Here is a 21,028-nt window from a genome sequence, read left to right as displayed (position 1 = left end):
AATTACTCGCCTTCAAATGGTGCAGAGAAGCGTTCTATTCTTGCTCCGATGCCGCGTAATTTTTCTTCAATGTGTTCATAACCACGATCGATATGGTAAATTCTGTCCACAATAGTTTCGCCATTTGCAATACAGCCAGCTAATACTAAGCTGATTGATGCACGAAGATCGGTTGCCATTACTTCTGCTGATTTCAAACGATCTACGCCGTAGCAAATAGCAGTATTGCCTTCAATTTCTGCTTTAGCTCCCATACGGATTAATTCTGGAATGTGCATAAAACGATTTTCAAAAATTGTTTCCGTAATACGACTTGTGCCATCTGCTACCGCATTTAGTAACGTAAATTGAGCTTGCATATCCGTTGGGAAGCCTGGGTGTGGCATTGTGCGAATATTTACAGCTTTCGGGCGACGACCAAGTGAATCTAAAGTAATCGTACTTTCTGTAACATCCACTTGCATTCCTGCCTCACGTAATTTCTCAATTACTGCATCAAGTGTATCAGCTTTGGTGTTACGACAAGTAATGCGGCCACCAGAAATGGCAGCAGCCACTAAGAATGTCCCTGTTTCGATACGATCTGGCACAACGCTGTGTTCACAACCGCCTAAATGCTCTACTCCTTCAATGGTAATCATATCTGTACCAGCACCCGAGATTTTAGCTCCCATTGCATTTAAGAAATCGGCTGTATCAACAATTTCAGGCTCACGGGCTGCATTTTCAATAATAGTTGTCCCTTTTGCAAGCGTACCTGCCATCATCACCGATAAAGTTGCCCCTACGCTCACTTTATCCATATAGACTCTTGCACCGTTTAAACGACCTTGTGAGGTTGCTTTTACATAGCCTTCATCTAACTCAATTCTAGCTCCCATTTTCTCTAAGCCAGAAATATGCATATCGACTGGTCGAGCACCAATCGTACAACCGCCTGGTAAGGAAACCTGCCCAACTTTAAAGCGTGCAACTAATGGCGCTAACGCCCAAATAGAGGCTCGCATTGTTTTTACTAATTCGTATGGTGCAATATAGTTATTGATGTTACTTGCATCAATATGAACAACGCCTTTTTCCTCTGTTTTTTCAACAGACACACCTAATTGACGTAAAATTTTAAAGGTTGTATCAACATCTTTTAAATCAGGTACATTTTTTAATGTCACTGGCTTTTCTGCCAAAATAGAGGCAAATAAAATAGGCAGGGCTGCATTTTTTGCACCTGAAATATCTACCGTTCCACTCAGAGAGAATGGACCGTACACACGAAATTTTTCCATTTGGGATTAGTCCTAAAATTAAGAATAGTATTTGTACGAATTTGTAGGGGCCAATTGTAATTTCCCCTAAGATTAACCGACAATATTCAATAAGCGCTCAGTTTTCCACTTTTCTGTGCTGAATACTTTAATGGTTAATGCATGAATTGCATTAGTAGTAAAATATTCAGCCAGTGGTGCGTAAACAGCTTGTTGCTGTTTTACTCGTGAAAGTGTAGCAATACTATCGCTCACTACAATGACACCAAAATGGGCATTTTCCCCTTGTGCATGTACTTCAATTGCATCAGGTAAGGCTTGTTTTAAAATTTCTTCAATTTGTGATGGATTCATTACTCAGTCCTAATCTAATTTGCTTATTAATTTCTAATAATAAATTGTTCAAGCCAATTGTCTAAATCATATAAATCTGCCAACGTTTTTATTGAATCAGGCGTATTAATTAGACTATTTGGAATAATTTTATGATAGTGATTTAATAAATCAGCAAGCAATGTAAAACCAGCTGAATCTACTCGAGCTAGATCTTTTAAATCCCAATAGAGATATTTTTGTCCATTTAGAGATAAAAAAGAAGCACGTTGCTTCCATAATGGAAGCAACGTGTCACGAGTTAATTCACCTGACAGTTTCACAAAAAGACTTTCATTGTTTCGCTGAATGTCCCATTGTAATGTTTTTTGAGGCATAACTAAACTACTTATTTTAAGGTAATTGGTTGTTTTGCTGATTGAGCAACTTGAGCTGTTAAAGCATCAATACCTTTTTGACGAATTACACCTGCCCACTCATTTTGCTTAGTTGCAACCATACTTACCCCTTCAGCAGCCATATCGTATGCTTGCCATTCACCCGTTCTGCTATTTTTACGCCATTTAAAATCTAATTTAATTGGCTGAGCTGCGCCTTTACCAGATACGTTTACACGAATGCTTACGACTGATTTTCCATCAACCGATTTCGGGCTTTCGATTTGTACTTGTTGATCTTGGTATTGAGTCAAAACTTGTGCGTAAGATTGCTCTACAAATTGGCCAAACGCGTTAAAGAATGCTTCTTTTTGTGCATCAGAGGCAGAAGATAAGTTTTTACCTAACACTAACTGCCCTGCATATTTAACATGAACGTGCGGCATTAAATCACTACGCACGATAGTACGCAAATATTCAGGATTTGCTTTGATTTTGCTTTGGTTTGCTTTGATATTGCCAAATAATTTATCTGCTGTTTGTTGCATTAATACATAAGGGCTTGTTTCAGCAAATGCAGTAGTTGAAAATAACGCAGAAACTGCTACTAACCCTGTTACGATAATTTTTTTAATGTTTTTTAACATTATTGATAATCTCCAAAAACTCTAAATTAGAGGTTATTGTTACGCTGATTATTCTGCTGGAGCAGAATCAATCGTTTTTTCACCTTTAGTTTTATCTGACTTTTTATCGCCATATAAGAACTGACCAATTAAATCTTCCAATACCATTGCCGAGTTTGTATCCACAAAGGTATCACCTTCTTTCATCATTGCGGTTTCACCTTCAATCATAAAGCCGACATTTAACGCAACGTATTGCTCACCTAATAAACCTGAGGTTTTAATCGAAAGTGAGCTAGTGTCAGGAATCTGATTGAAGTTTTGATTCACTGCTAAAGTCACTTTCGGGGTGTAGGTTTTGCTGTCGAGGGAAATATCTGCCACTCTGCCTACTACCACGCCTCCTACTTTAATTGGAGCACGTACCTTTAGTCCACCAATATTGTCAAAAGTTGCATATAAGTTGTAAGTTTTCTCTGAAGAAAATCCTTGCACATTTGCCACACGCAAGCCTAAAAAGACCAACGCCCCTAAACCCAGTAGTACAAATAAGCCTACCCAAAATTCATATTTAATTGATTGACGCATTGCCTGTTCCTTTTCCTAAAATCAACCGCCGAACATAATCGCTGTTAAAATAAAATCTAATCCTAAAATCACGAGTGAAGCATTTACTACAGTTCTAGTCGTTGCTTGGCTAATGCCTTCCGAAGTTGGCACACAATCATAGCCATTAAATAATGCAATCCACACCACGGCAAAAGCGAAAATCACACTTTTAATAAAGCCATTGATTAAATCGCTGGCATTAACCGAATTTTGCATTACAGACCAGAAACTACCACTATCAACGCCTTTCCAATCTACCCCAACAAGCGAGCCTCCCCAAATACCAATCGCTGTAAAAATCACTGCTAGAACAGGCATTGAGATCACCCCAGCCCAAAAGCGTGGTGCAATAATGCGTCTTAATGGATCAACTGCCATCATCTCAAGGCTAGAAAGTTGTTCCGTAGCTTTCATTAAACCGATTTCTGCCGTTAATGCTGAACCTGCACGCCCTGCAAATAATAATGCGGTAACAACAGGTCCAAGTTCTCGTAATAATGAGAGAGAAACCAATGTGCCTAGACTGCTTTCCGCAGCAAAGTCCACCAACACCACATAGCCTTGTAAGCCTAATACCATACCGATAAATAAACCCGAAAGCATAATAATTAAGAGAGATTGCACACCAAGTACATAAAGTTGCTTAATCAGCAACGGCGTATGTTTTCTAAATTCAGGCTTACCAATTAATGCTCCCCATAACATAAAGGCCGAACGCCCGAGTGTACGGATAAAATTAATCACAAAAGCCCCAATAGAGCTAATAAAATTAACCACTAAACAGCTCCTCTGTATATTCTTTTGCCGGATAATGGAAGCGTACTGGACCGTCTGATTTACCCGCCAAGAATTGTACTACTTGCGGATCTTCACTTTCCAACAGCATTTCAGGAGTGCCTTCAGCGATCACTCGCTTATCCGCCACAATATAGACGTAATCCGCAATACTCAACACTTCTTTCACATCATGCGAAACTACAATTGAAGTCAGATTCAATGCTTGGTTGAGCTCTTTAATCAACTCCACTATCACCCCCATGCTGATCGGGTCTTGCCCTGTAAATGGCTCATCATACATAATCAGATCAGGATCCAATGCAATAGCGCGAGCAAGTGCGGCACGGCGAGCCATACCGCCTGATAATTCAGAAGGCATTAAATTTGCTGCACCTCGAAGCCCTACTGCTTCAAGTTTCAACAGCACTAATTTTCTAACAAGTTCTTCAGGTAAGCGTGTATGCTCTCGAATAGGGAAAGCCACATTGTCAAATGTAGAAAGATCAGTAAATAACGCCCCAGATTGGAACAACATTCCCATTCGCTGACGAATTTCGTAAAGTTCTTTGTTATTGGCTTTACAAATATCTCTGCCATCAAATAATATTTCACCTGATTCAGGTAAAATTTGCCCGCCAATTAAGCGTAATAAGGTGGTTTTACCTATTCCAGACGGCCCCATAATGGCAGTTACTTTGCCTTTTTGCACTTGCAAATTGAGGTTGTCATAAATCACTCTCTCACCTCTTTTGAAGGTTAAGTTCTTTACTTCAACCAAATTTTCCGTTTTAGACATCAAAATAGGACTCAAATTAATAAAAGTGATGTATGGTCTATTAAATTTGAGAGAAAGTCAAAAAACTTTTAATAATCTGACAAAACTTTGGCTTACAAGCGGTTTGATTTTAGAAAAATTTTGCAAATTGGTGAACTGATAAAAAAAGGTCTTGTCTTAGTAAGGACGAGCGATTTCACTCGTAGATTATAAAAACATAGGATATGAGGAATATATACAATATGAATAAAACACTCAAAAAATCATTTTTAACTGCATTAGTTTTAGGTTCAAGCATTGCAGCGATGCCAATAGTGGCACAAGCGACATTACCAACGGCAGTTAATGGTCAAGCTGTACCTAGCCTGGCTCCGATGTTAGAAAAAGTTCGCCCTGCGGTAGTAAGCATTGCAGTTGAAGGTAAAACAAAAAACGACTCTCGCCGCACCCGTGAAATTCCACCAGAATTTGAATTTTTCTTTGGTCCAAATGCAGATTTCTTCGGCGATCGTCAATCAGCACCTCGCAACTTTCGTGGCGTAGGTTCAGGCGTTATTATTAATGCAGAGAAAGGCTATATAATCACAAATAACCACGTTATTGATAATGCAGATAAAATGACGGTAAAACTAGAAGATGGTCGTGAATTTAATGCTAAATTAGTCGGAAGCGATCCACTTTCAGACGTAGCCTTAATCCAAGTTGAAAATCCAAAGAACTTAACCGAAATTAAATTTGCTGATTCCGACAAATTACAAGTAGGCGATTTTACCGTAGCTATCGGCAACCCATTCGGTTTAGGGCAAACCGTAACATCAGGTATTGTATCTGCACTGGGTCGTTCAACAGGTAAATTAGACGAAGGTTATGAAAACTATATCCAAACTGATGCTGCAGTTAATCAGGGTAACTCTGGTGGTCCATTAATTAACTTACAGGGTGAATTAATTGGTATCAATACAGCAATTATTTCCCCAAGCGGTGGTAATGCAGGTATTGCTTTTGCGATTCCAAGTAATATGGCAAACAGCCTTGTTAGCCAGATTATTGAATTTGGTGAAGTAAAACGTGGAATGCTTGGTATTAAAGGTGGCGAGTTAAATGCCGATCTTGCGAAAGAATTTAATATTTCAGCCCAACAAGGTGCGTTTGTAAGTGAAGTATTACCAGACTCGGCAGCAGCTAAAGCTGGCTTTAAAGCAGGCGATGTGATTACTGAAATCAACGGTCAAAAAATTCGTAGCTTCAGCGAATTAAGAGCGAAAGTCGCTACGTCAGGGGTAGGTAAAGAAATTGAATTAACCTACTTGCGTGATGGCAAAGAAAATAAAGCTAAAGTTACGCTACAATCAGACTCAGAAGCCAAAACCACCGCAGAAAATATCATTCCTTCATTAAAAGGAGCGGAGTTTAATAACTACAGCTCAAAAGGCATTAAAGGTGTTGAAGTTTCAAGCGTAGAAAAAGGCTCAATCGCCGAAATGCGTAGCTTGAAAAAAGGCGATATCATCATCGGCGTAAATCGCCATTCGGTAGAAAATATCGCCGATTTACGCAAAATTTTAGATTCTAAACCATCTGTAGTCGCACTGAACATCGTGCGTGACGGCGGCAACTTCTATGTAATTTTGCAGTAAGTCAATAAGCCAACAAACGAAAGCCGATGGTTAAACTATCGGCTTTTTTACTGCTTTGCCTCCAATATCTGCCGTGCCATTGTCATACTTTGAATAATGGCTCGGCGGTCGATGGCGTCGTTATTGCTATCTAGCACTTTTCGCCAATAGACTAAAGCTTGGGCGTAGTTGTTGGTGAGGAAACTGTCGGAAGCCAATAACAGCAGGCTGGCAGTTTCGTTTTTGTTTAAAGCGAGGGCTTGCTCAATCAGGGCTTGGATTTCAGCATTCATTTTCTGCCCGTTGTCATAGTAACGAGCCGTTGCCATTGCCCCAAGCACTGTCGGCTTTTTGCCGAGCAGTTTCTCGGCATTTTGGTAGCAAACCAAGGCAGCGTCAAAATCATTATCTAACGCATAGGCTTGCCCCAGTTCATACCACAAATCGCCATTATTCGGATTTTCTCGCAGCTGATTTTGTAGGCTGACAATATAGCGTTCATTTTTTGATGTGCCGTGCGGATCGTTTACTTGCTGTTCAAATTTTTGGTGAACCTGCAGCCCTTCTTGCACGATCTGGTAACGCCCTGAAAACCCATAATAAGCGGATCCAATCAGTAAAATGGCCAGAATACTTACGGCGGCGAGCTTTGCAAGCGGTCGATTTTGGGTAGAATGTTGCAACTGATTTTGTTCAAATTGAGCCTTCTCAAAGGTGTAACGCTCCGCCGCTTCTTGCTCAAGCTCGGCTCTCTCTTCATTTGCAAATTGTTGGGCAAATTTCACCGCTTGTTGGTAGCTTTGTTGGCTTAATTGTTCCCGGGTTTCCATTATTTCGCTCTCCGTTTTTTCGTTCGCCACAAGATCGCTGCCAATAGTAGGCTAAACAGCCCCACCGGTAATCCCCACAGCACCCAAGTTTGCGGATTGAACGGCGGATCGTAATGGACAAAACTACCGAAGCGGTCGGTCATAATGCGGATAACTTCCTCATTCGTTTTGCCTTGGTTGACCATTTCATACACTTCAATTCTCATATTGTAGGCAGCGGTGGCATTAGATTCCACCAAGTTTTGGTTTTGGCATTGCAAGCAACGTAGCGAACGAGCCAAGGAAATCGCACGCACTCTGTCCGCCTCGTTTTGGAATTGGAAAGTATCCACCATTTCAGCTTGAAGCGAGCCTACCAAACCAAACACAAGCGGTAAGATTAGCCATATTTTTTGCAAAAACGACCGCTTACTTTTCATTACGCAGTTCCTCTAACTTTGGCAAGAAATCTTGGGCAAAATCGGGGTTGTAGCCTTTTTGTTGGTAACGCACTACGCCGTGGCGGTCAATCAAATAGCTTGACGGAGCGGATGATACTTTAAGCGTTTGAATTAAAAAGCCTTTTTCGTAATCATCAATAATCAAACTGAACGGATTTCCCCAATTTTCTAAGGCTTTCAAGGCATTATTCGGGCGGTCGCTGTAGGTTAGCCCAACAATCGGCACGCCTTGCTGTTTGAGTTCTAATAAAATCGGAAATTCTTTAATACACCAAGTACACCAGCTTGCCCAAACGTTGAGAATATAAGGCTCTTGAGGCAAGCTGTTGTTATTTAAATGAGCATTACCATCAAGTAAGTTTTTGCCCACAAATTCAGGGAAAGGCTTGCCCTGCCAATCTTCGGTTGGTGAAAGTGCATCTTTATTCATTAACGGCACGGCAAGAAAGCCCACAATCATTACAAGTATCAAAATAGGAATAAGTAACAGTGTTTTTTTCATTTTTTATGTTCTCTACGATAGCCGAATAATGCCAAAATGGAGGCAATAATCATAATAATACCACCCAGCCAAAGGGCTTGCACATAAGGCTTGTAATGCAGGCGGAAAGCGTATTCTAAATTACCGAATTTATCGCCCATAACAATGTAAATATCGTCTAAATAGTGGTGATAAAGCCCGACCTCTGCCATTGTCATCGTACGCACATCGTAATAACGTCTTTCCGGCGTTACTGTTGCAAGCACTTTCTCGTCTTTACTAATTGAAAATACGGCTTGTTCTGAGGTGTAATTTGGACCAATTAAATCGTGATAATCTTGATATTTGAAGGTAAAACCCGCTAATTCCGCCTGTTCATTTGGTTTTAAACGCACGCCGATTTCATCGCCATAATAGCTGTTCATCATCGCTCCAATCACGCAGATCGCAAAGCCGATGTGGGCTAATCGCATTGCAAGCGGTTTTATTTTGAACATAAATGGCAAATAAGGGATATGGGTTAAAATAATCCATACCGCGAAACTGATGAACACAATTGTCAGTAGCACGAAATCAAAATGCGGTCTTTGTGAAATAGAGGTGTAAATTATGCCGAGAGCCAAGCCTACTGCCACAGGGAATAACCATAATTTTACTAAAATCTGTTTAGCTGGGATCTGTTTCCAGCGTAGCACTACTGCAAATCCCATCACTACCATTAGCAGTAAACTAAGCGGAGCAAAAACACTATTGAAATACGGAGCACCAACCGAGATCGATCCCCAATTCATTATGGTAAAGATCATCGGATAAAATGTACCTAACAATACGACACAAGCTGCTACACTAAATAAGCCGTTAATCAGTAGGAATGCAGTTTCTTTCGAGAGCAAATCAAAACGAACTTTGCCTTGCCATAAATTAGCTCTAAAGGCGAAAAGAGCTAAAGCAACGAAACTGAGGCTAAAAAAGAGGATAAGAATTGCCATTCCTCTGTCAGGATCAACCGCAAAAGCGTGAACAGATGTTAAAACCCCGGAGCGAACAATAAATGTGCCTAATAAACTTAGAGCGAAAGCGAAGATGGCAAGTAAAATTGTCCAGTAGTAGAACACGCCTCGTTGTTGGCTCACAATCAAACTGTGTACTAATGCTGTGCCTAATAACCAAGGCATTAATGAGGCATTTTCGACAGGATCCCAGAACCACCAGCCGCCCCAGCCGAGTTCATAATACGCCCACCAAGCCCCTAAAATAATGCCTGCGGTGAGAAATCCCCACGAAATCATCGTCCACGGGCGGATCCAACGCATTACTGCCGCATCCATTCCACCAGAAATTAAGGCAGCGACAATCATCGCAAAACTCACCGCAAAGCCTACATAGCCTAAGTAAAGTAGCGGAGGGTGGAAGATTAAACCAATATCTTGCAACATTGGATTGAGATCTCGCCCTTCCGGTGGAGGTGGAAAACCTCGCTCGAACGGGCTAGAAACTAACAAAATGAAAAGCAAGAAACCAAGCGAAATCAGCCCCAGCATTACCAAAGTTCGATTGGCAAACAAGCGGTCAATTTTTTGCGAAAATTTGCAAAATACCGCAGACCAAAGCACAAGAGCAGTGAGCCAAAACAGCATTGAGCCTTCGTGTCCGCCCCAAGTAGCAGCAAATTTAAAGAAATCAGGAAGTTGGCTATTGGAATGGGCTGCGACATAGATAACAGAAAAGTCATCTGTCAAAAAAGCATAGGCTAAAGCAGAAAAGGAAATTGTGGTAAAAGCAGCTTGCAAATAAGTAAACAAAGGCGATAACGCCAGCCAATGATATTGCTTGCGTAGCTCTCCCCAGAGTGAAAAACCAATTTGAAAAACCGCTGAAATCGCAGCCAATAAAAGTGAAAAATAGCCCAGTTCAGGTAGCATAAATTATCCCAAGATGACTGCGTTTAGAATAAAACGGGAGGGTTAAAACCCTCCCCTACATTCATTAGACTTTCCTTTTAGCTTGCAACAGTAAGCTGTCCTGCATAAAGGATAAAGTAACGTAAACAGAGTACACCGATTAAGTCGAAAACGGAAATCAAGATAATAAATTTCACGTTGTGTTTCAAGCGGTGGCTGCCGAAAATATTGGCAATCAGTGGAATGGCAATACCGATAAGCATTACGCCAATCCAGAACACGGTTCCCCAGAAGCCGCTTAGAGCGTTGCTGAGAGCGAGCTGTTTGTCTGCTCCGCCGAAGTGTAAGCCCACGAAGAATGCCACGATTAAGCCTAATTCGGTTACCATAATCGGCACTTCAAATTTGTGCATAAAGTAAACTTCGTTGCTTTCGCCCGATAATTTCCCTGCCAGTAAAACCACAAGGAAAGTCGCAGCGATACCCGATGATGCCCCTGAAGCTAAGAACAACGCTGGAAGTACCGGGTTATTCAGCATTGGGTAGCTCACCAGAGCCGAGAGTAAGAAGCCTGTATAAGCCCCAAGCACTGCTGCCAGCACGAATAAGATGAACTCAATCGGTTTAATGAATTTCGCTTCAGCAAAATCGATCCAACCCAAGACAAATTTAAACATTGGCAGATAACGGCTGATAAATACTGCCAGCCAATCTTTAAACATTATGGCAATCCAAACGACCAACACTGCCATATACACTTGGAATAGCATTACCCCCATCGACATCACGGAAGTGAAGTTGTAGTTGAACATCAATTTCCAGAATGTCCAAGGTTTGGTCAAGTGGAAAATCAGCAAGGTTAAACCGATAAGTGTTGGCACCGTGCCAAGAATTGCCGCACTGCGAATTACCCAGTTTTGGCTTGGTTTCTCAATTTTGGCTCCACTGTTGCGGTAAGCAATCGCTAACTGAACCGCACCTGATGAAATCCCCAACAGGAATAAGTAGATAGCGATGGTGCTGTCCCAAACTAAATTTGGGGTTTGGAAAGGTACATATTCATTCATTATCTATGTTCTCCTTTACCAAATGGAATGTGATACAAGTTCGGTTCTGTGCCGAGCGAAGTTTTCGTGCGATAAACAGGGTTGTTTTTCACTTTATGGAAAATATCACTGGTTGGGTCGTTCATATCACCGAAAGTCAATGCTTTGGTTGGGCAAGCCTCAACACACGCCGGCTGTTTGCCTGCTGCCAAGTTGGTATCACGGCAGAAGTTACATTTATCGGCAGATTTTTTCTCTGGGTGAATGAAACGAACACGGTACGGACAGACCGCAATACAATATTGACAACCTACGCATAAGTCTGAGTGAACGTCCACAATGCCGGTTTCAGGATCTACAAATGAAGCTCCTGTCGGGCAAACGCTCACGCACGGTGCGTTGGTACAATGTTGGCAAGATTGGCGGAAGAACTCGTACTCGACATTCGGAAATTCGCCAAACGGTTCGCTACGGATAATTTCTAAACGGGAAACACCTTCTGGCACGTTGTTGGTAGTGCGGCAAGCGTCCATACAAGCCGTACAACCGATGCAAGCGGTTTCATCGTGAACCATCGCATAACGGATTTTCTTTTTTTCTTTCTCAGTCGCAAGAGTTATAGAGGTGGCAAGCCCTGTACTTGCCACAACTGCGATAGCACCAGCCCCTGAGACGAAATCTCTACGGGTGCAAGTCATTATTTTGTTCCTTTTGCTTCTGTGGATTTCATTGCAGGATTTTTAAATTCTCCTGAATGCACTTTGGTATGGCAATCTACGCAGAGTTTGATACGATCTTTCTCTGCAATACCTTTCATCGGCTCTTTTTCCGGATGAATTTCGTGGCAGTTAGTGCACGAAATTTTTGATGCGTGAGTATCGTGAGCCCAGAATTTTTCACGCAAAGTGTCCGGATTATGGCATGCCATACACACTTGGTTTTGCTCGTGAACAGAACGCTCTAACTCAGAGTTAGATGCCTTACCGTGCGGATTAAAACGCATCACATCTTTCGCCCCTTTACGGTGGCTTTCAGAAATATTGCCGTGGCAGCTTACACAAGTAATTTGCTCACCGTTATTCGGGCTTTTCACATCTTTCTGGAAGTGTTTGCCAGCGTGGTGGAACGGTTTACCTGTTGCATTCGCCGATTCGTGACACTGCGTACAGTATTTATTCGGATCACGGCGAGCGTCTTGGGTAATTTGTGAATTATCCGCTTGCTCAGATTGCCAAAGTGGTTTTGGCGGAGCCGGCATTTCTGCACTAGCGGTTGAAATCGCAAAAAAACTTGCAAATACCGCCGCTTGTAGGAGGGCGATTCCTCGCCCTGCTTTTGAGATTAAATTTTTCATCGTTTCACCTCAAGCTACATTATTTTGCATCTGCTTTTGGTGCATCTTCTGCTGGCAATAAGCCTTTAGCACGAGCTTCTTTTTCCCATTGTGGAACAACTGTTTTTAAGAATTCATCTTTCGCAGCTTGCTCTTTAGGAATATCTAAACCAATCGCTAATTGAGCTTTCTCTTTGGTTGAGATATCTGGAATTGCAACCGGGGTGGTCACACCGTGTTTCGCTAATACCACACCTAACTCTGCACGAGCATCTGCTGCTCGGTCAATACCGGTTGCGATAGTGCGTAGCATTACGTCAGGTGCGTGGAAGTGGTTACCGTGACCTGCTGCTGAGTAGTCCCAACGCCATTGAGCATGACGAATTGCAGTTAAAATATCTTTCATTTCAGCTTCAGTCGCGCCAGCTTCCCAAGCCGCTTTCGCTTCGAAGTGAGCTTTCACTAATTGATCTTCTAAACGAATCATCGCTTCTTTCACATCGTGTTTGTATTGTTTCACACGTTTTTCAAGCGTTTCTTTGCTTTGCTCGTGGCAAGTTTTACAAGTTGCTTCAAAGTTATCGAACGGATTACCGATTTTGTGTTCGGTATAAACTTTTCCGTCTTTGTCTTTCACTTTCGGCATATGGCAATCAATACAAGTCACGCCATTTTTACCATGTGTACCTTGAGCCCAAACTTCAAAGTCAGGGTGCTGAGTTTTTAACATTGGTGCTTTAGATAACGCATGTGTCCAATCAGCAAATTTGATTTCATCGTAGTATTTTTCGATACTATCAACATCAATACCTTTATCCCAAGGGAAAGTCACATCTTTCTTATCTTTGAAGTAGTATTCCACGTGGCAGTTTGCACACACCGCTGGGCGTTGTCCATGTTTATCTAAGTCTTCAAATTTCCAGCCAATAGTGTTTAATGCACGTAATACGTGAGGGCGAGCCACACGCAATGCCGGTTTACCCTGTTTAAACTCTTCTGAAGCCGTATCGTGGCAATCAGCACAACCGATTGAATTCACCACTTCTGAACCGTATTTTGCCCATTTCGGGTCAAAATAGCCACGCTCGCCTTTTTCTTCAATTAAACGAGCCACGTCAGGGCCTTTACAAGTCCAACAAGCCATTGGCTGCGGGCCGTCATCTTCACCTTTTGGAGCACCGGTACGCAAAATATCACGCACGTCTGTAATCGCATAATAGTGACCACGCGGTTTGTTATAGTCTTTAGAGAATGCGTAGCCTGCCCATAAAATCACATAACGTGGGTCGTACTCTAACGCACTACCACGGTCTGTTGATTGAGAAGTCGCCTTCCAAGAGTTGTATTGGAGCGGATATTTCTCTGCAAAAAGATGGTTTGCAGACTCAACCGTTACGCCTAATTTTTCGTGTTTCACGGCTTTATCTGTTAAAGACTCTTTTTTTGCTTCTTCAGCTAAAGCTGGCTGTAAACACCCCAATATTGAAATTGTTGCCACTATCAGGCTTTTTGCTAGAAATTTCATTTTGGTTCTCCCACTCAGGTAAAAAATTATTAAATCTAAATAAGAATTTTTCCTATTAAATTAATAAGATAATCCTAATAATTCATTTAGGAGAATATGAAATTTATATCAATTCGACTATCTCAAAATGGAGATTTATTGAAATAAATCAATAAAATCCAGCAAAATACCCCTTAAGAGGTAAATCATTGTTTCATTTAAATAAAAATTACTTTTATTTGCTTAAATTACAGGTAAATCAATTCTTATTTAAGCTTAAATTAAAGTTTAAAAAATAGTAGATTTATGGTATCTATAACATCTTTAAAAAATAATAAAAAAATACAAAGGACACAACATAATGAATGGTGCAAGATTTATCGCCGAGAGCCTAAAAGCTCACGGTGTAACCACAATTTTTGGCTATCCGGGCGGGGCAATTATGCCAACCTACGATGCCATTTATGATTCAGGGCTGGATCACCTCCTCTGCCGTAACGAACAAGGGGCGGCAATGGCGGCGATTGGTTATGCTCGCTCCACCGGCAAGGTCGGCGTTTGTATCGCCACTTCAGGCCCTGGGGCAACCAACTTGATTACTGGTTTAGGCGATGCGGCGTTAGATTCTATCCCTGTTGTCGCCATCACAGGGCAAGTGGCTAGCCACTTAATTGGCACAGATGCTTTCCAAGAAGCGGACGTTCTCGGCATGTCACTTGGCTGCACTAAACATAGCTTTATCGTGCAAAATATCGAAGAGCTGCCTGAAATTTTAGCCTTAGCCTTCCAAATTGCTCAAAGTGGCAGACCAGGCCCGGTACTGGTAGACGTGCCTCGTGACGTGCAATTAGCCGCCACTTCGGCCTCTCCGATTGTGTATGAAAAACTCAAACCTGCGGCACAAGATTCAGCAAAATTAGCCGAAGCCAAGCAGCTTCTTGCCGAAGCAAAACGCCCAGTGCTTTATGTCGGCGGTGGCGTGGGAATGGCAGACGGTGTGCAAGCGGTCAGAAATTTCGCAAAAATTGCAAATATTCCTTCTGTTTCCACGCTTAAAGGTTTGGGCACCATTGAGCCTACCGATCCGCTTTATATGGGAATGATCGGTATGCACGGCACCAAAGCGGCAAACTATGCGGTGCAAGAGTGCGATTTGTTGATTGCGTGCGGTGCTCGTTTTGACGACCGTGTGACTGGCAAATTAGACACCTTCGCCCCACACGCCAAAGTGATCCACATTGATATTGATAATGCCGAGATCAACAAGCTCCGCCAAGCCCAAGTGGCTCTTAAAGGTGATTTAATTGAAGCCGTGAATGCTCTCGCTCAACCATTAAACATTGATGCGTGGCGTGAAGATGTGCGTAATTTGAAACAGCAGTTCGATTTCCAATATCAAGACAACGCCGGCGATGGCGATATTGATGCCGTTGCCTTGCTGCACACACTTTCTGAGCGTAAAGATCCAAACAGCGTGGTGACAACAGATGTCGGTCAGCACCAAATGTGGTCGGCACAACATTTAACCTACAATTCCCCGAAAAACTACATCACCTCTGCGGGCTTCGGCTCAATGGGCTTCGGATTACCGGCTGCAATTGGAGCAGTGAAAGCTCGCCCAAACGATCAAGTGATTGTGATCACCGGTGACGGTTCGATCCTAATGAATATTCAAGAACTCGGCACCATCAAGCGAGGCAAACTGCCGGTGAAAATTTTGCTACTGGATAACCAACGATTAGGCATGGTTCGCCAATGGCAATCGCTCTTTTTCCACGGTCGCCACAGTCACACCATTTTAGATGACAATCCGGATTTCGTAATGCTTGCCAAAGCCTTTGATATTGAAGGCGAACGTATTGAAAAGGCTTGCGAAGTTTCAGACGGAATTGACCGCTTGTTAAATGCCAAAGGGGCGTATCTGCTCCACGTTTGCATTCCACAAGAAGATAATGTTTGGCCTCTCGTGCCGCCCGGCGCATGCAACGCCGATATGTTAGACGATGATGTGTAGGAGGAAAAATGCAAACATATCAATTAACTCTCAGAGCAAATAAGCGCCCAGAAACCTTAGAACGTATCTTGCGCGTGATTCGTCATCGTGGTTTTGAACTAAAAAGTTTAAATGTAGAATCTGATGAGCGTATTTTTAACTTAACATTAACATTAAGTAGCCAACGCCCACTAACACTATTAACCCATCAATTAGAAAAACTTTTTGATATTATCGAAATCAATTAGTTAAACTTTCCAAGACCGTGTAGAAAATATGCGGTCTTTTTTTCCCAAAAAATTTATAATTTGCTATCTTTTTGATTTTATTCACTTCTTCAAATTTCAACTTATTTTTCTTATTTTTTGATCTTTATTTTTACGCTCAATAGTTCTAACATACTATATATAGTGTTAAAAATTGTTAAAAATCACAATATATTGTACCAATGAAAAAATAAGATGGAAAACCTAAGATTTAACTCAGAGCAAATTGTTTGGCAAGAAGTACCGAATGAGACCTCGCTGGCTTTTCTCATTACCGGCTGCCCCTTAGGCTGCAAAGGCTGCCATAGTGCTGACAGTTGGAAAACCGGTCAAGGTAATGAATTAACCTGTGATTATCTCATTGAACGCCTAATACGCTATCAAGGTTTAATTAGCTGTGTACTATTTATGGGTGGCGAATGGCAAGCAGAAAAATTACTCCCGTTATTACAACTTTGCAGACAGCGACGCTTACAAACTTGCCTTTACACTGGCTTAGAGCAGAATGAAATTCCCCACTATTTATTAACTGAATTAACCTATTTAAAAACCGGTCGTTGGATTGCCGAACGAGGCGGATTGAGCAGTCTAACCACCAACCAACGTTTTATTGATTTACGCAATAACGAAAATCTCAACCACTTATTTATCAAAGGAGCAACGCTATGATTCGCTTAGAAGCGGAACAAATTTCAGAAAAATTAGCTTTTATTGACCATTACATTCAAGCGAAAAATGCAGCTGACGGCTCAAAAATGGACGCTAATGCTAACGTCACTCAAAAAAACATTGCCACAATGGAAAACGAGCTGATGAAAGATTTTTTTGTGCAAATTAATCGAGCGAAAGTCAGCGAAAAAATTGCAAAACTTTTTGATAAAGAGACCGCTTGTGAATACTTACGCCAAATCGAAGCGCACGAAATTTACGTCCACGATGAAACCAGCCTCAAGCCTTACTGTGTCTCGGTAACAATGTACCCGTTCTTGCGTGATGGCTTAACCAAACTCGGTGGCGAATCCAAAGCCCCAAAACATCTCGCTTCTTTTTGCGGATCTTTTGTCAATTTTGTTTTTGCGGTTAGTTCCCAATTTGCCGGAGCTGTTGCGACCGTTGAATTTCTTACCTATTTTGACTATTTTGCCCGTAAAGATTATGGCGATAACTACCTAGAAACCCATCGTTTAGACATTGAAAACCACCTTCAACAAGTGGTTTACAGCATTAACCAACCTGCCGCAGCACGGGGTTATCAAAGTGTGTTTTGGAATATTTCGGTTTACGATAAGTTTTATTTTGAAGCTATGTTTGGCAACTTTGTATTTCCTGATTTTGAAAAGCCAAACTGGGAAACTACGACTAAATTACAACTTTTCTTTATGCAATGGTTTAACAAAGAACGCAGCAAAGCCATTCTCACGTTCCCGGTCGTTACCGCCGCAATGCTCACCGAAAACGGAAAATGCAAAGATGATAAATTTGCCAACCAAATGGCAAATGAACTGGCACAAGGTAATTCCTTTTTTGTTTATCAGTCGGATAACCCTGATTCCCTCGCTTCTTGTTGCCGTTTACGCAATGAAATTAGCGATCACACCTTCTCTTACTCACTCGGTGCTGGCGGTGTCGCAACTGGGTCGATTAATGTGATTACGATTAATATGAACCGTTTGGTGCAAGATGGGCGTGATTTGAGCCAAGAAGTCAGTAAGATCCATAAATATCAGTATGCTTACCGAAAATTGATGGAGGAATATTTAGCAAACAGAATGCTGCCTGTTTATGATGCGGGATTTATTTCACTAGATAAACAATTCCTCACCATCGGCATTAACGGTATGGCGGAAGCAGCAGAATCGCAAGGCTTAAAAGTGGGCTACAACCCGGAATATATTGAATTTGTGCAATCTCGCTTAAAAACGATTTTTGAGGCAAACCAAGCCGCCAGCCAACAATATGGCGTGAAGTTCAACACTGAATTTGTGCCTGCCGAAAATTTAGGGGTAAAAAATGCGAAATGGGATAAAGCAGATGGCTATTTCGTGCCTCGTGATTGCTACAACTCCTATTTCTATGTGGTAGAAGATGAAGAAACTAACGCTCTCGATAAATTCTTACTGCACGGCAAAGAATTGATTGAATGGCTAGATGGCGGCTCTGCCCTGCATTTAAACCTTGATGAAGCCTTAACCGCCAATGGCTACCGTTCTTTATTAGACACTGCCGCCAAAACAGGCTGTAACTATTTCTGCATTAATGTCAAAATCACGATTTGCAATAAATGCAGCCATATCGATAAACGCACTTTACATCGTTGTTCTAAATGCGGCTCGCAAAATATTGACTACGGCACACGGGTTATCGGCTATCTAAAACGGGTTTCCGCCTTTAGTTCTGCCCGCCAAAAAGAACATAGTTTGCGGTTTTATCATAGGGAAGCGGCTTAAATCTCAAGGTACTTTACAGTCACGTTCTCAACGATTATATTAACCACTCATTTAGTCGGGGTGCTTGTTTACTCAAATAAAGCAAGCTGAGAAATACCCGTTGAACCTGATGCAGTTAGCACTGACGTAGGAAACTAAAAGACAGCCAAATTCCCCCTGTTTATTCCCGTTTGTGTTGGTGCGTTTCTTTTTTCAACCTTGAGGAATAAACGATGACCAAATCATTTCAATCCCACTTTTTGCAAAAAATTCGGCAAAATCGACCGCTTGTGCACAACATTACCAATATCGTAGCGGCGAATTTTTCCGCTAATGGCTTGTTGGCTCTCGGGGCTTCACCGATTATGGCAGCAGCCATTGAAGAGATGGAAAGCGTGCCGGCGTTAAGTTCTGCGGTGGTGATCAATATCGGCACATTAATCGGCAAAGAAGTAGAAGCGATGGTGCTTGCCGGCAAAACAGCCAACCGTTTAGGCATTCCTATTCTGCTTGACCCTGTCGGTGTTGGAGCTACGCCATTTCGCCGCCAAACCGTTGAAACCTTGCTAAACGAAATCCAATTCAGTGCAATTCGAGGCAATGCTGGAGAACTCGCCACCATTGCAGGCGTAGCGTGGCAAGCCAAAGGCGTCGATGCCGGCGAGGGCTCGCACAATATGGTGGAAATCGCCGCACAAGTTGCCAAAAGTTACCAAACCATAGTCGCCATCAGTGGAGAAACTGATGTCGTTAGCAACAGCTCACACACTGCGTTATTACGCAACGGCAGCCCGATGTTCCCACAAATTACCGCCTCAGGCTGCTTGCTCAGTGCAGTTTGCGGAGCATTTCTAGCAGTGGCAGAAAAAGAGCAATATTTCAACGCACTGATTGAGGCTTGCACCGCTTATGCCGTTGCCGGTGAAATTGCCGCCAAATCGCTCAAACCAACGGAATACGGGCAGTTTGCGGTGAATTTATTAAACGAACTCGGGGCTTTAACACCGGAAACCGTTGAGCAATATGCGGAAGTGGAATATGTCTAACACTCAATCTAGCCCACACTCAAGCCCGACTAAAGTCGCCGTAGCCTCAATGGTTGGCACGGCGATTGAATATTTTGATAACTATATCTACACAATGGCAGCGGTGTTGGTATTTAATGTGCAGTTTTTTAACAGCGATGATCCGGTTTCCAACCAGTTAATGTCACTTTCAGTGCTGGCTCTCGCCTTTTTCACCCGCCCGATGGGTTCCATTATTTTCGGGCATTTTGGTGATAAATATGGGCGGAAACAAACCTTAATTGCCTCGCTTTTATTAATGGGGCTTTCCACTGTGGCTATCGGGCTGCTGCCAAACTATGCCGCCATCGGCATTTGGGCAACGGTGCTGCTCTGCTTGTGCCGTATTGGGCAAGGGCTAGGCTTGGGCGGCGAATGGGGCGGAGCCGCATTAGTCGCTACCGAACACGCCCCGAAACACAAGCGGGCGTTTTTTGGTATTTTTCCGCAAATGGGGGCTCCCATCGGCTTGTTATTAGCCAATGGGGCGTTTTACCTCGTGAACTTGATTTATGGCGAACAAGCCTTTCTAGACTGGGCGTGGCGAATCCCGTTTGTGGCTTCCCTCGTGATGATTTTTATCGGCTTATATATCCGTATTAAAATCAGCGAAAGCCCGATTTTCCTCAAAGCGGAACAACAAGGCAAAAACCGTCACACACCGCTGAAAACCCTGCTTAGCAAGCATTTCAAGCCGTTTATCATCGGCGTACTAATTGCCACCGCAGGCTATGTGCTATTCTATATTTTGGTTGCTTTCACCCCAATTTTCGTAAAAAGCCCGGTGGCAGTATCCAAAGCAGGCTACGCCACGGGTTTAGGCTTGCCGGCAAATCTCTACACTCAATATTTGCTGATCACCTCCGTGATTTTCGGGATCGCCATTTTCTTCTCAGGCCTATATTCCGACCGCATCGGTCGCCGATTACTGCTACTGATTGCAACAGGAACAACCGTAATCTATGGCTTAACTATGCCGTTTTTCCTGGAAAACGGTACGCCAACTTCGATCTTTATTTTCTTAAGCATCGGAATGATCTTAATCGGCTTAAGCTTCGGGCCAATGGCGGTGATTTTGCCTGAACTCTTTCCAACCGAAGTCCGCTACACTGGAGCTTCCCTCGCCTACACTGCCGCCGGCATTTTAGGAGCGAGCGTGTTTACCATTGTGGCGGTGAAAATCAACGAAAACTTTGGATTATTTGGAGTTGGAGGGTATTTATCCGCCGCTTCATTACTGAGTTTCTGGGCATTGTGGCAAGTTCACGAAACCAAAGATTTGGAATTAGCGGAGATTTAAAAAAGAAAGGGCGAGTAAATCTACTCGCCCTTATCATTTGCAAAAAAATGAACGAAATTTAACCGCTTA

At 42.5% G+C, this 21,028-nt stretch carries 22 protein-coding genes and 1 riboswitch; of the genes, 7 read left to right on the top strand and 15 right to left on the bottom strand.

Translation table 11 applies throughout. The annotated features are described in order from the left end of the window. Nucleotides 1-2: 2 nt before the first annotated feature. From murA to mlaF, 7 genes are all read right to left on the bottom strand, one after another. A complete protein-coding gene (gene murA, locus A6B40_RS08935; RefSeq protein WP_025216750.1) occupies nucleotides 3-1,283 on the bottom strand; it encodes a UDP-N-acetylglucosamine 1-carboxyvinyltransferase in 1,281 nt (426 codons plus the stop codon). A 72-nt stretch (nucleotides 1,284-1,355) separates the two neighbouring features. Then, nucleotides 1,356-1,616 carry a BolA family protein gene (locus A6B40_RS08930; protein WP_176672172.1) on the bottom strand — a complete coding sequence of 87 codons (261 nt, stop codon included), beginning with the start codon at nucleotides 1,614-1,616 and terminating at the stop codon, nucleotides 1,356-1,358. Nucleotides 1,617-1,642: 26 nt separating this feature from the next. Continuing rightward, nucleotides 1,643-1,972 carry an STAS domain-containing protein gene (locus A6B40_RS08925; RefSeq protein WP_025216748.1) on the bottom strand — a complete coding sequence of 110 codons (330 nt, stop codon included), beginning with the start codon at nucleotides 1,970-1,972 and terminating at the stop codon, nucleotides 1,643-1,645. An 11-nt stretch (nucleotides 1,973-1,983) separates the two neighbouring features. Next, complete coding sequence (mlaC, locus tag A6B40_RS08920) at nucleotides 1,984-2,619, bottom strand: phospholipid-binding protein MlaC (RefSeq protein WP_025216747.1); 636 nt, start codon at nucleotides 2,617-2,619, stop codon at nucleotides 1,984-1,986. A gap of 48 nt (nucleotides 2,620-2,667) precedes the next feature. Continuing rightward, nucleotides 2,668-3,186, bottom strand: coding sequence for an outer membrane lipid asymmetry maintenance protein MlaD (gene mlaD, locus A6B40_RS08915; RefSeq protein WP_025216746.1), 519 nt, complete (start codon nucleotides 3,184-3,186; stop codon nucleotides 2,668-2,670). A gap of 21 nt (nucleotides 3,187-3,207) precedes the next feature. Beyond that, nucleotides 3,208-3,984 (bottom strand): lipid asymmetry maintenance ABC transporter permease subunit MlaE, encoded by a 777-nt coding sequence (mlaE, locus tag A6B40_RS08910; RefSeq protein ID WP_025216745.1) that lies wholly within the window; start codon nucleotides 3,982-3,984, stop codon nucleotides 3,208-3,210. Further along, nucleotides 3,977-4,780 (bottom strand): phospholipid ABC transporter ATP-binding protein MlaF, encoded by an 804-nt coding sequence (mlaF, locus tag A6B40_RS08905; protein WP_025342925.1) that lies wholly within the window; start codon nucleotides 4,778-4,780, stop codon nucleotides 3,977-3,979. Before mlaF ends, mlaE begins: the two co-directional genes overlap by 8 nt. Nucleotides 4,781-5,001: 221 nt before the next feature. Here mlaF and A6B40_RS08900 point away from each other — a divergent pair, with 221 nt between their 5' ends. Then, nucleotides 5,002-6,396, top strand: a complete 1,395-nt coding sequence (locus tag A6B40_RS08900; RefSeq protein WP_176672171.1) for a Do family serine endopeptidase — start codon at nucleotides 5,002-5,004, stop codon at nucleotides 6,394-6,396. 47 nt (nucleotides 6,397-6,443) lie between these two features. Here the strand turns inward: A6B40_RS08900 and A6B40_RS08895 are convergent, their stop codons facing one another. The 8 genes from A6B40_RS08895 to nrfA form a co-directional block, all read right to left on the bottom strand. Next, nucleotides 6,444-7,205, bottom strand: coding sequence for a TPR domain-containing protein (locus A6B40_RS08895; RefSeq protein WP_176672170.1), 762 nt, complete (start codon nucleotides 7,203-7,205; stop codon nucleotides 6,444-6,446). Beyond that, nucleotides 7,205-7,624, bottom strand: coding sequence for a heme lyase NrfEFG subunit NrfF (gene nrfF, locus A6B40_RS08890; protein ID WP_176672169.1), 420 nt, complete (start codon nucleotides 7,622-7,624; stop codon nucleotides 7,205-7,207). The genes A6B40_RS08895 and nrfF overlap by 1 nt, the downstream gene beginning before the upstream one ends. Next, a complete protein-coding gene (locus A6B40_RS08885) occupies nucleotides 7,614-8,147 on the bottom strand; it encodes a redoxin family protein (protein ID WP_176672168.1) in 534 nt (177 codons plus the stop codon). Before A6B40_RS08885 ends, nrfF begins: the two co-directional genes overlap by 11 nt. Beyond that, entirely contained in the window at nucleotides 8,144-10,048 is a 1,905-nt protein-coding gene (gene nrfE, locus A6B40_RS08880; protein WP_176672167.1) for a heme lyase NrfEFG subunit NrfE, read from the bottom strand. Before nrfE ends, A6B40_RS08885 begins: the two co-directional genes overlap by 4 nt. Before the next feature lie 77 nt (nucleotides 10,049-10,125). Further along, nucleotides 10,126-11,094, bottom strand: coding sequence for a cytochrome c nitrite reductase subunit NrfD (gene nrfD, locus A6B40_RS08875; RefSeq protein ID WP_176672166.1), 969 nt, complete (start codon nucleotides 11,092-11,094; stop codon nucleotides 10,126-10,128). Next, entirely contained in the window at nucleotides 11,094-11,771 is a 678-nt protein-coding gene (gene nrfC / locus A6B40_RS08870; protein WP_176672165.1) for a cytochrome c nitrite reductase Fe-S protein, read from the bottom strand. Before nrfC ends, nrfD begins: the two co-directional genes overlap by 1 nt. Further along, the gene (gene nrfB, locus A6B40_RS08865; RefSeq protein ID WP_112110600.1) at nucleotides 11,771-12,427 is read right to left on the bottom strand and encodes a cytochrome c nitrite reductase pentaheme subunit; all 657 of its coding nucleotides are present in this window, start codon (nucleotides 12,425-12,427) and stop codon (nucleotides 11,771-11,773) included. Before nrfB ends, nrfC begins: the two co-directional genes overlap by 1 nt. Nucleotides 12,428-12,446: 19 nt before the next feature. Next, on the bottom strand, nucleotides 12,447-13,931 hold the full coding sequence (gene nrfA / locus A6B40_RS08860; RefSeq protein WP_176672164.1) for an ammonia-forming nitrite reductase cytochrome c552 subunit: 1,485 nt from the start codon (nucleotides 13,929-13,931) through the stop codon (nucleotides 12,447-12,449). 340 nt (nucleotides 13,932-14,271) lie between these two features. Here nrfA and ilvG point away from each other — a divergent pair, with 340 nt between their 5' ends. The 6 genes from ilvG (at nucleotide 14,272) to A6B40_RS08830 (ending at nucleotide 20,959) form a co-directional block, all read left to right on the top strand. Then, nucleotides 14,272-15,924 (top strand): acetolactate synthase 2 catalytic subunit, encoded by a 1,653-nt coding sequence (gene ilvG / locus A6B40_RS08855; RefSeq protein WP_176672163.1) that lies wholly within the window; start codon nucleotides 14,272-14,274, stop codon nucleotides 15,922-15,924. A gap of 8 nt (nucleotides 15,925-15,932) precedes the next feature. Continuing rightward, nucleotides 15,933-16,151 (top strand): acetolactate synthase 2 small subunit, encoded by a 219-nt coding sequence (ilvM, locus tag A6B40_RS08850; RefSeq protein WP_025216733.1) that lies wholly within the window; start codon nucleotides 15,933-15,935, stop codon nucleotides 16,149-16,151. A 213-nt stretch (nucleotides 16,152-16,364) separates the two neighbouring features. Beyond that, on the top strand, nucleotides 16,365-16,838 hold the full coding sequence (gene nrdG, locus A6B40_RS08845) for an anaerobic ribonucleoside-triphosphate reductase activating protein (RefSeq protein ID WP_176672162.1): 474 nt from the start codon (nucleotides 16,365-16,367) through the stop codon (nucleotides 16,836-16,838). Further along, complete coding sequence (gene nrdD / locus A6B40_RS08840; protein WP_176672161.1) at nucleotides 16,835-18,616, top strand: anaerobic ribonucleoside-triphosphate reductase; 1,782 nt, start codon at nucleotides 16,835-16,837, stop codon at nucleotides 18,614-18,616. The genes nrdG and nrdD overlap by 4 nt, the downstream gene beginning before the upstream one ends. Nucleotides 18,617-18,662: 46 nt before the next feature. Continuing rightward, nucleotides 18,663-18,766, top strand: a riboswitch (TPP riboswitch). Nucleotides 18,767-18,828: 62 nt separating this feature from the next. Further along, nucleotides 18,829-19,641, top strand: a complete 813-nt coding sequence (gene thiM / locus A6B40_RS08835) for a hydroxyethylthiazole kinase (RefSeq protein ID WP_176672160.1) — start codon at nucleotides 18,829-18,831, stop codon at nucleotides 19,639-19,641. Further along, the gene (locus A6B40_RS08830) at nucleotides 19,634-20,959 is read left to right on the top strand and encodes an MFS transporter (protein ID WP_176672159.1); all 1,326 of its coding nucleotides are present in this window, start codon (nucleotides 19,634-19,636) and stop codon (nucleotides 20,957-20,959) included. The genes thiM and A6B40_RS08830 overlap by 8 nt, the downstream gene beginning before the upstream one ends. Nucleotides 20,960-21,028: the final 69 nt, after the last annotated feature.

Origin of the sequence: Mannheimia varigena, assembly GCF_013377235.1 — a bacterium.
GTDB lineage: Bacteria > Pseudomonadota > Gammaproteobacteria > Enterobacterales > Pasteurellaceae > Mannheimia > Mannheimia varigena.
The sequence above is the reverse complement of the archived record's forward strand: the minus strand, read 5'-3'. Positions and strand labels throughout refer to the sequence as shown.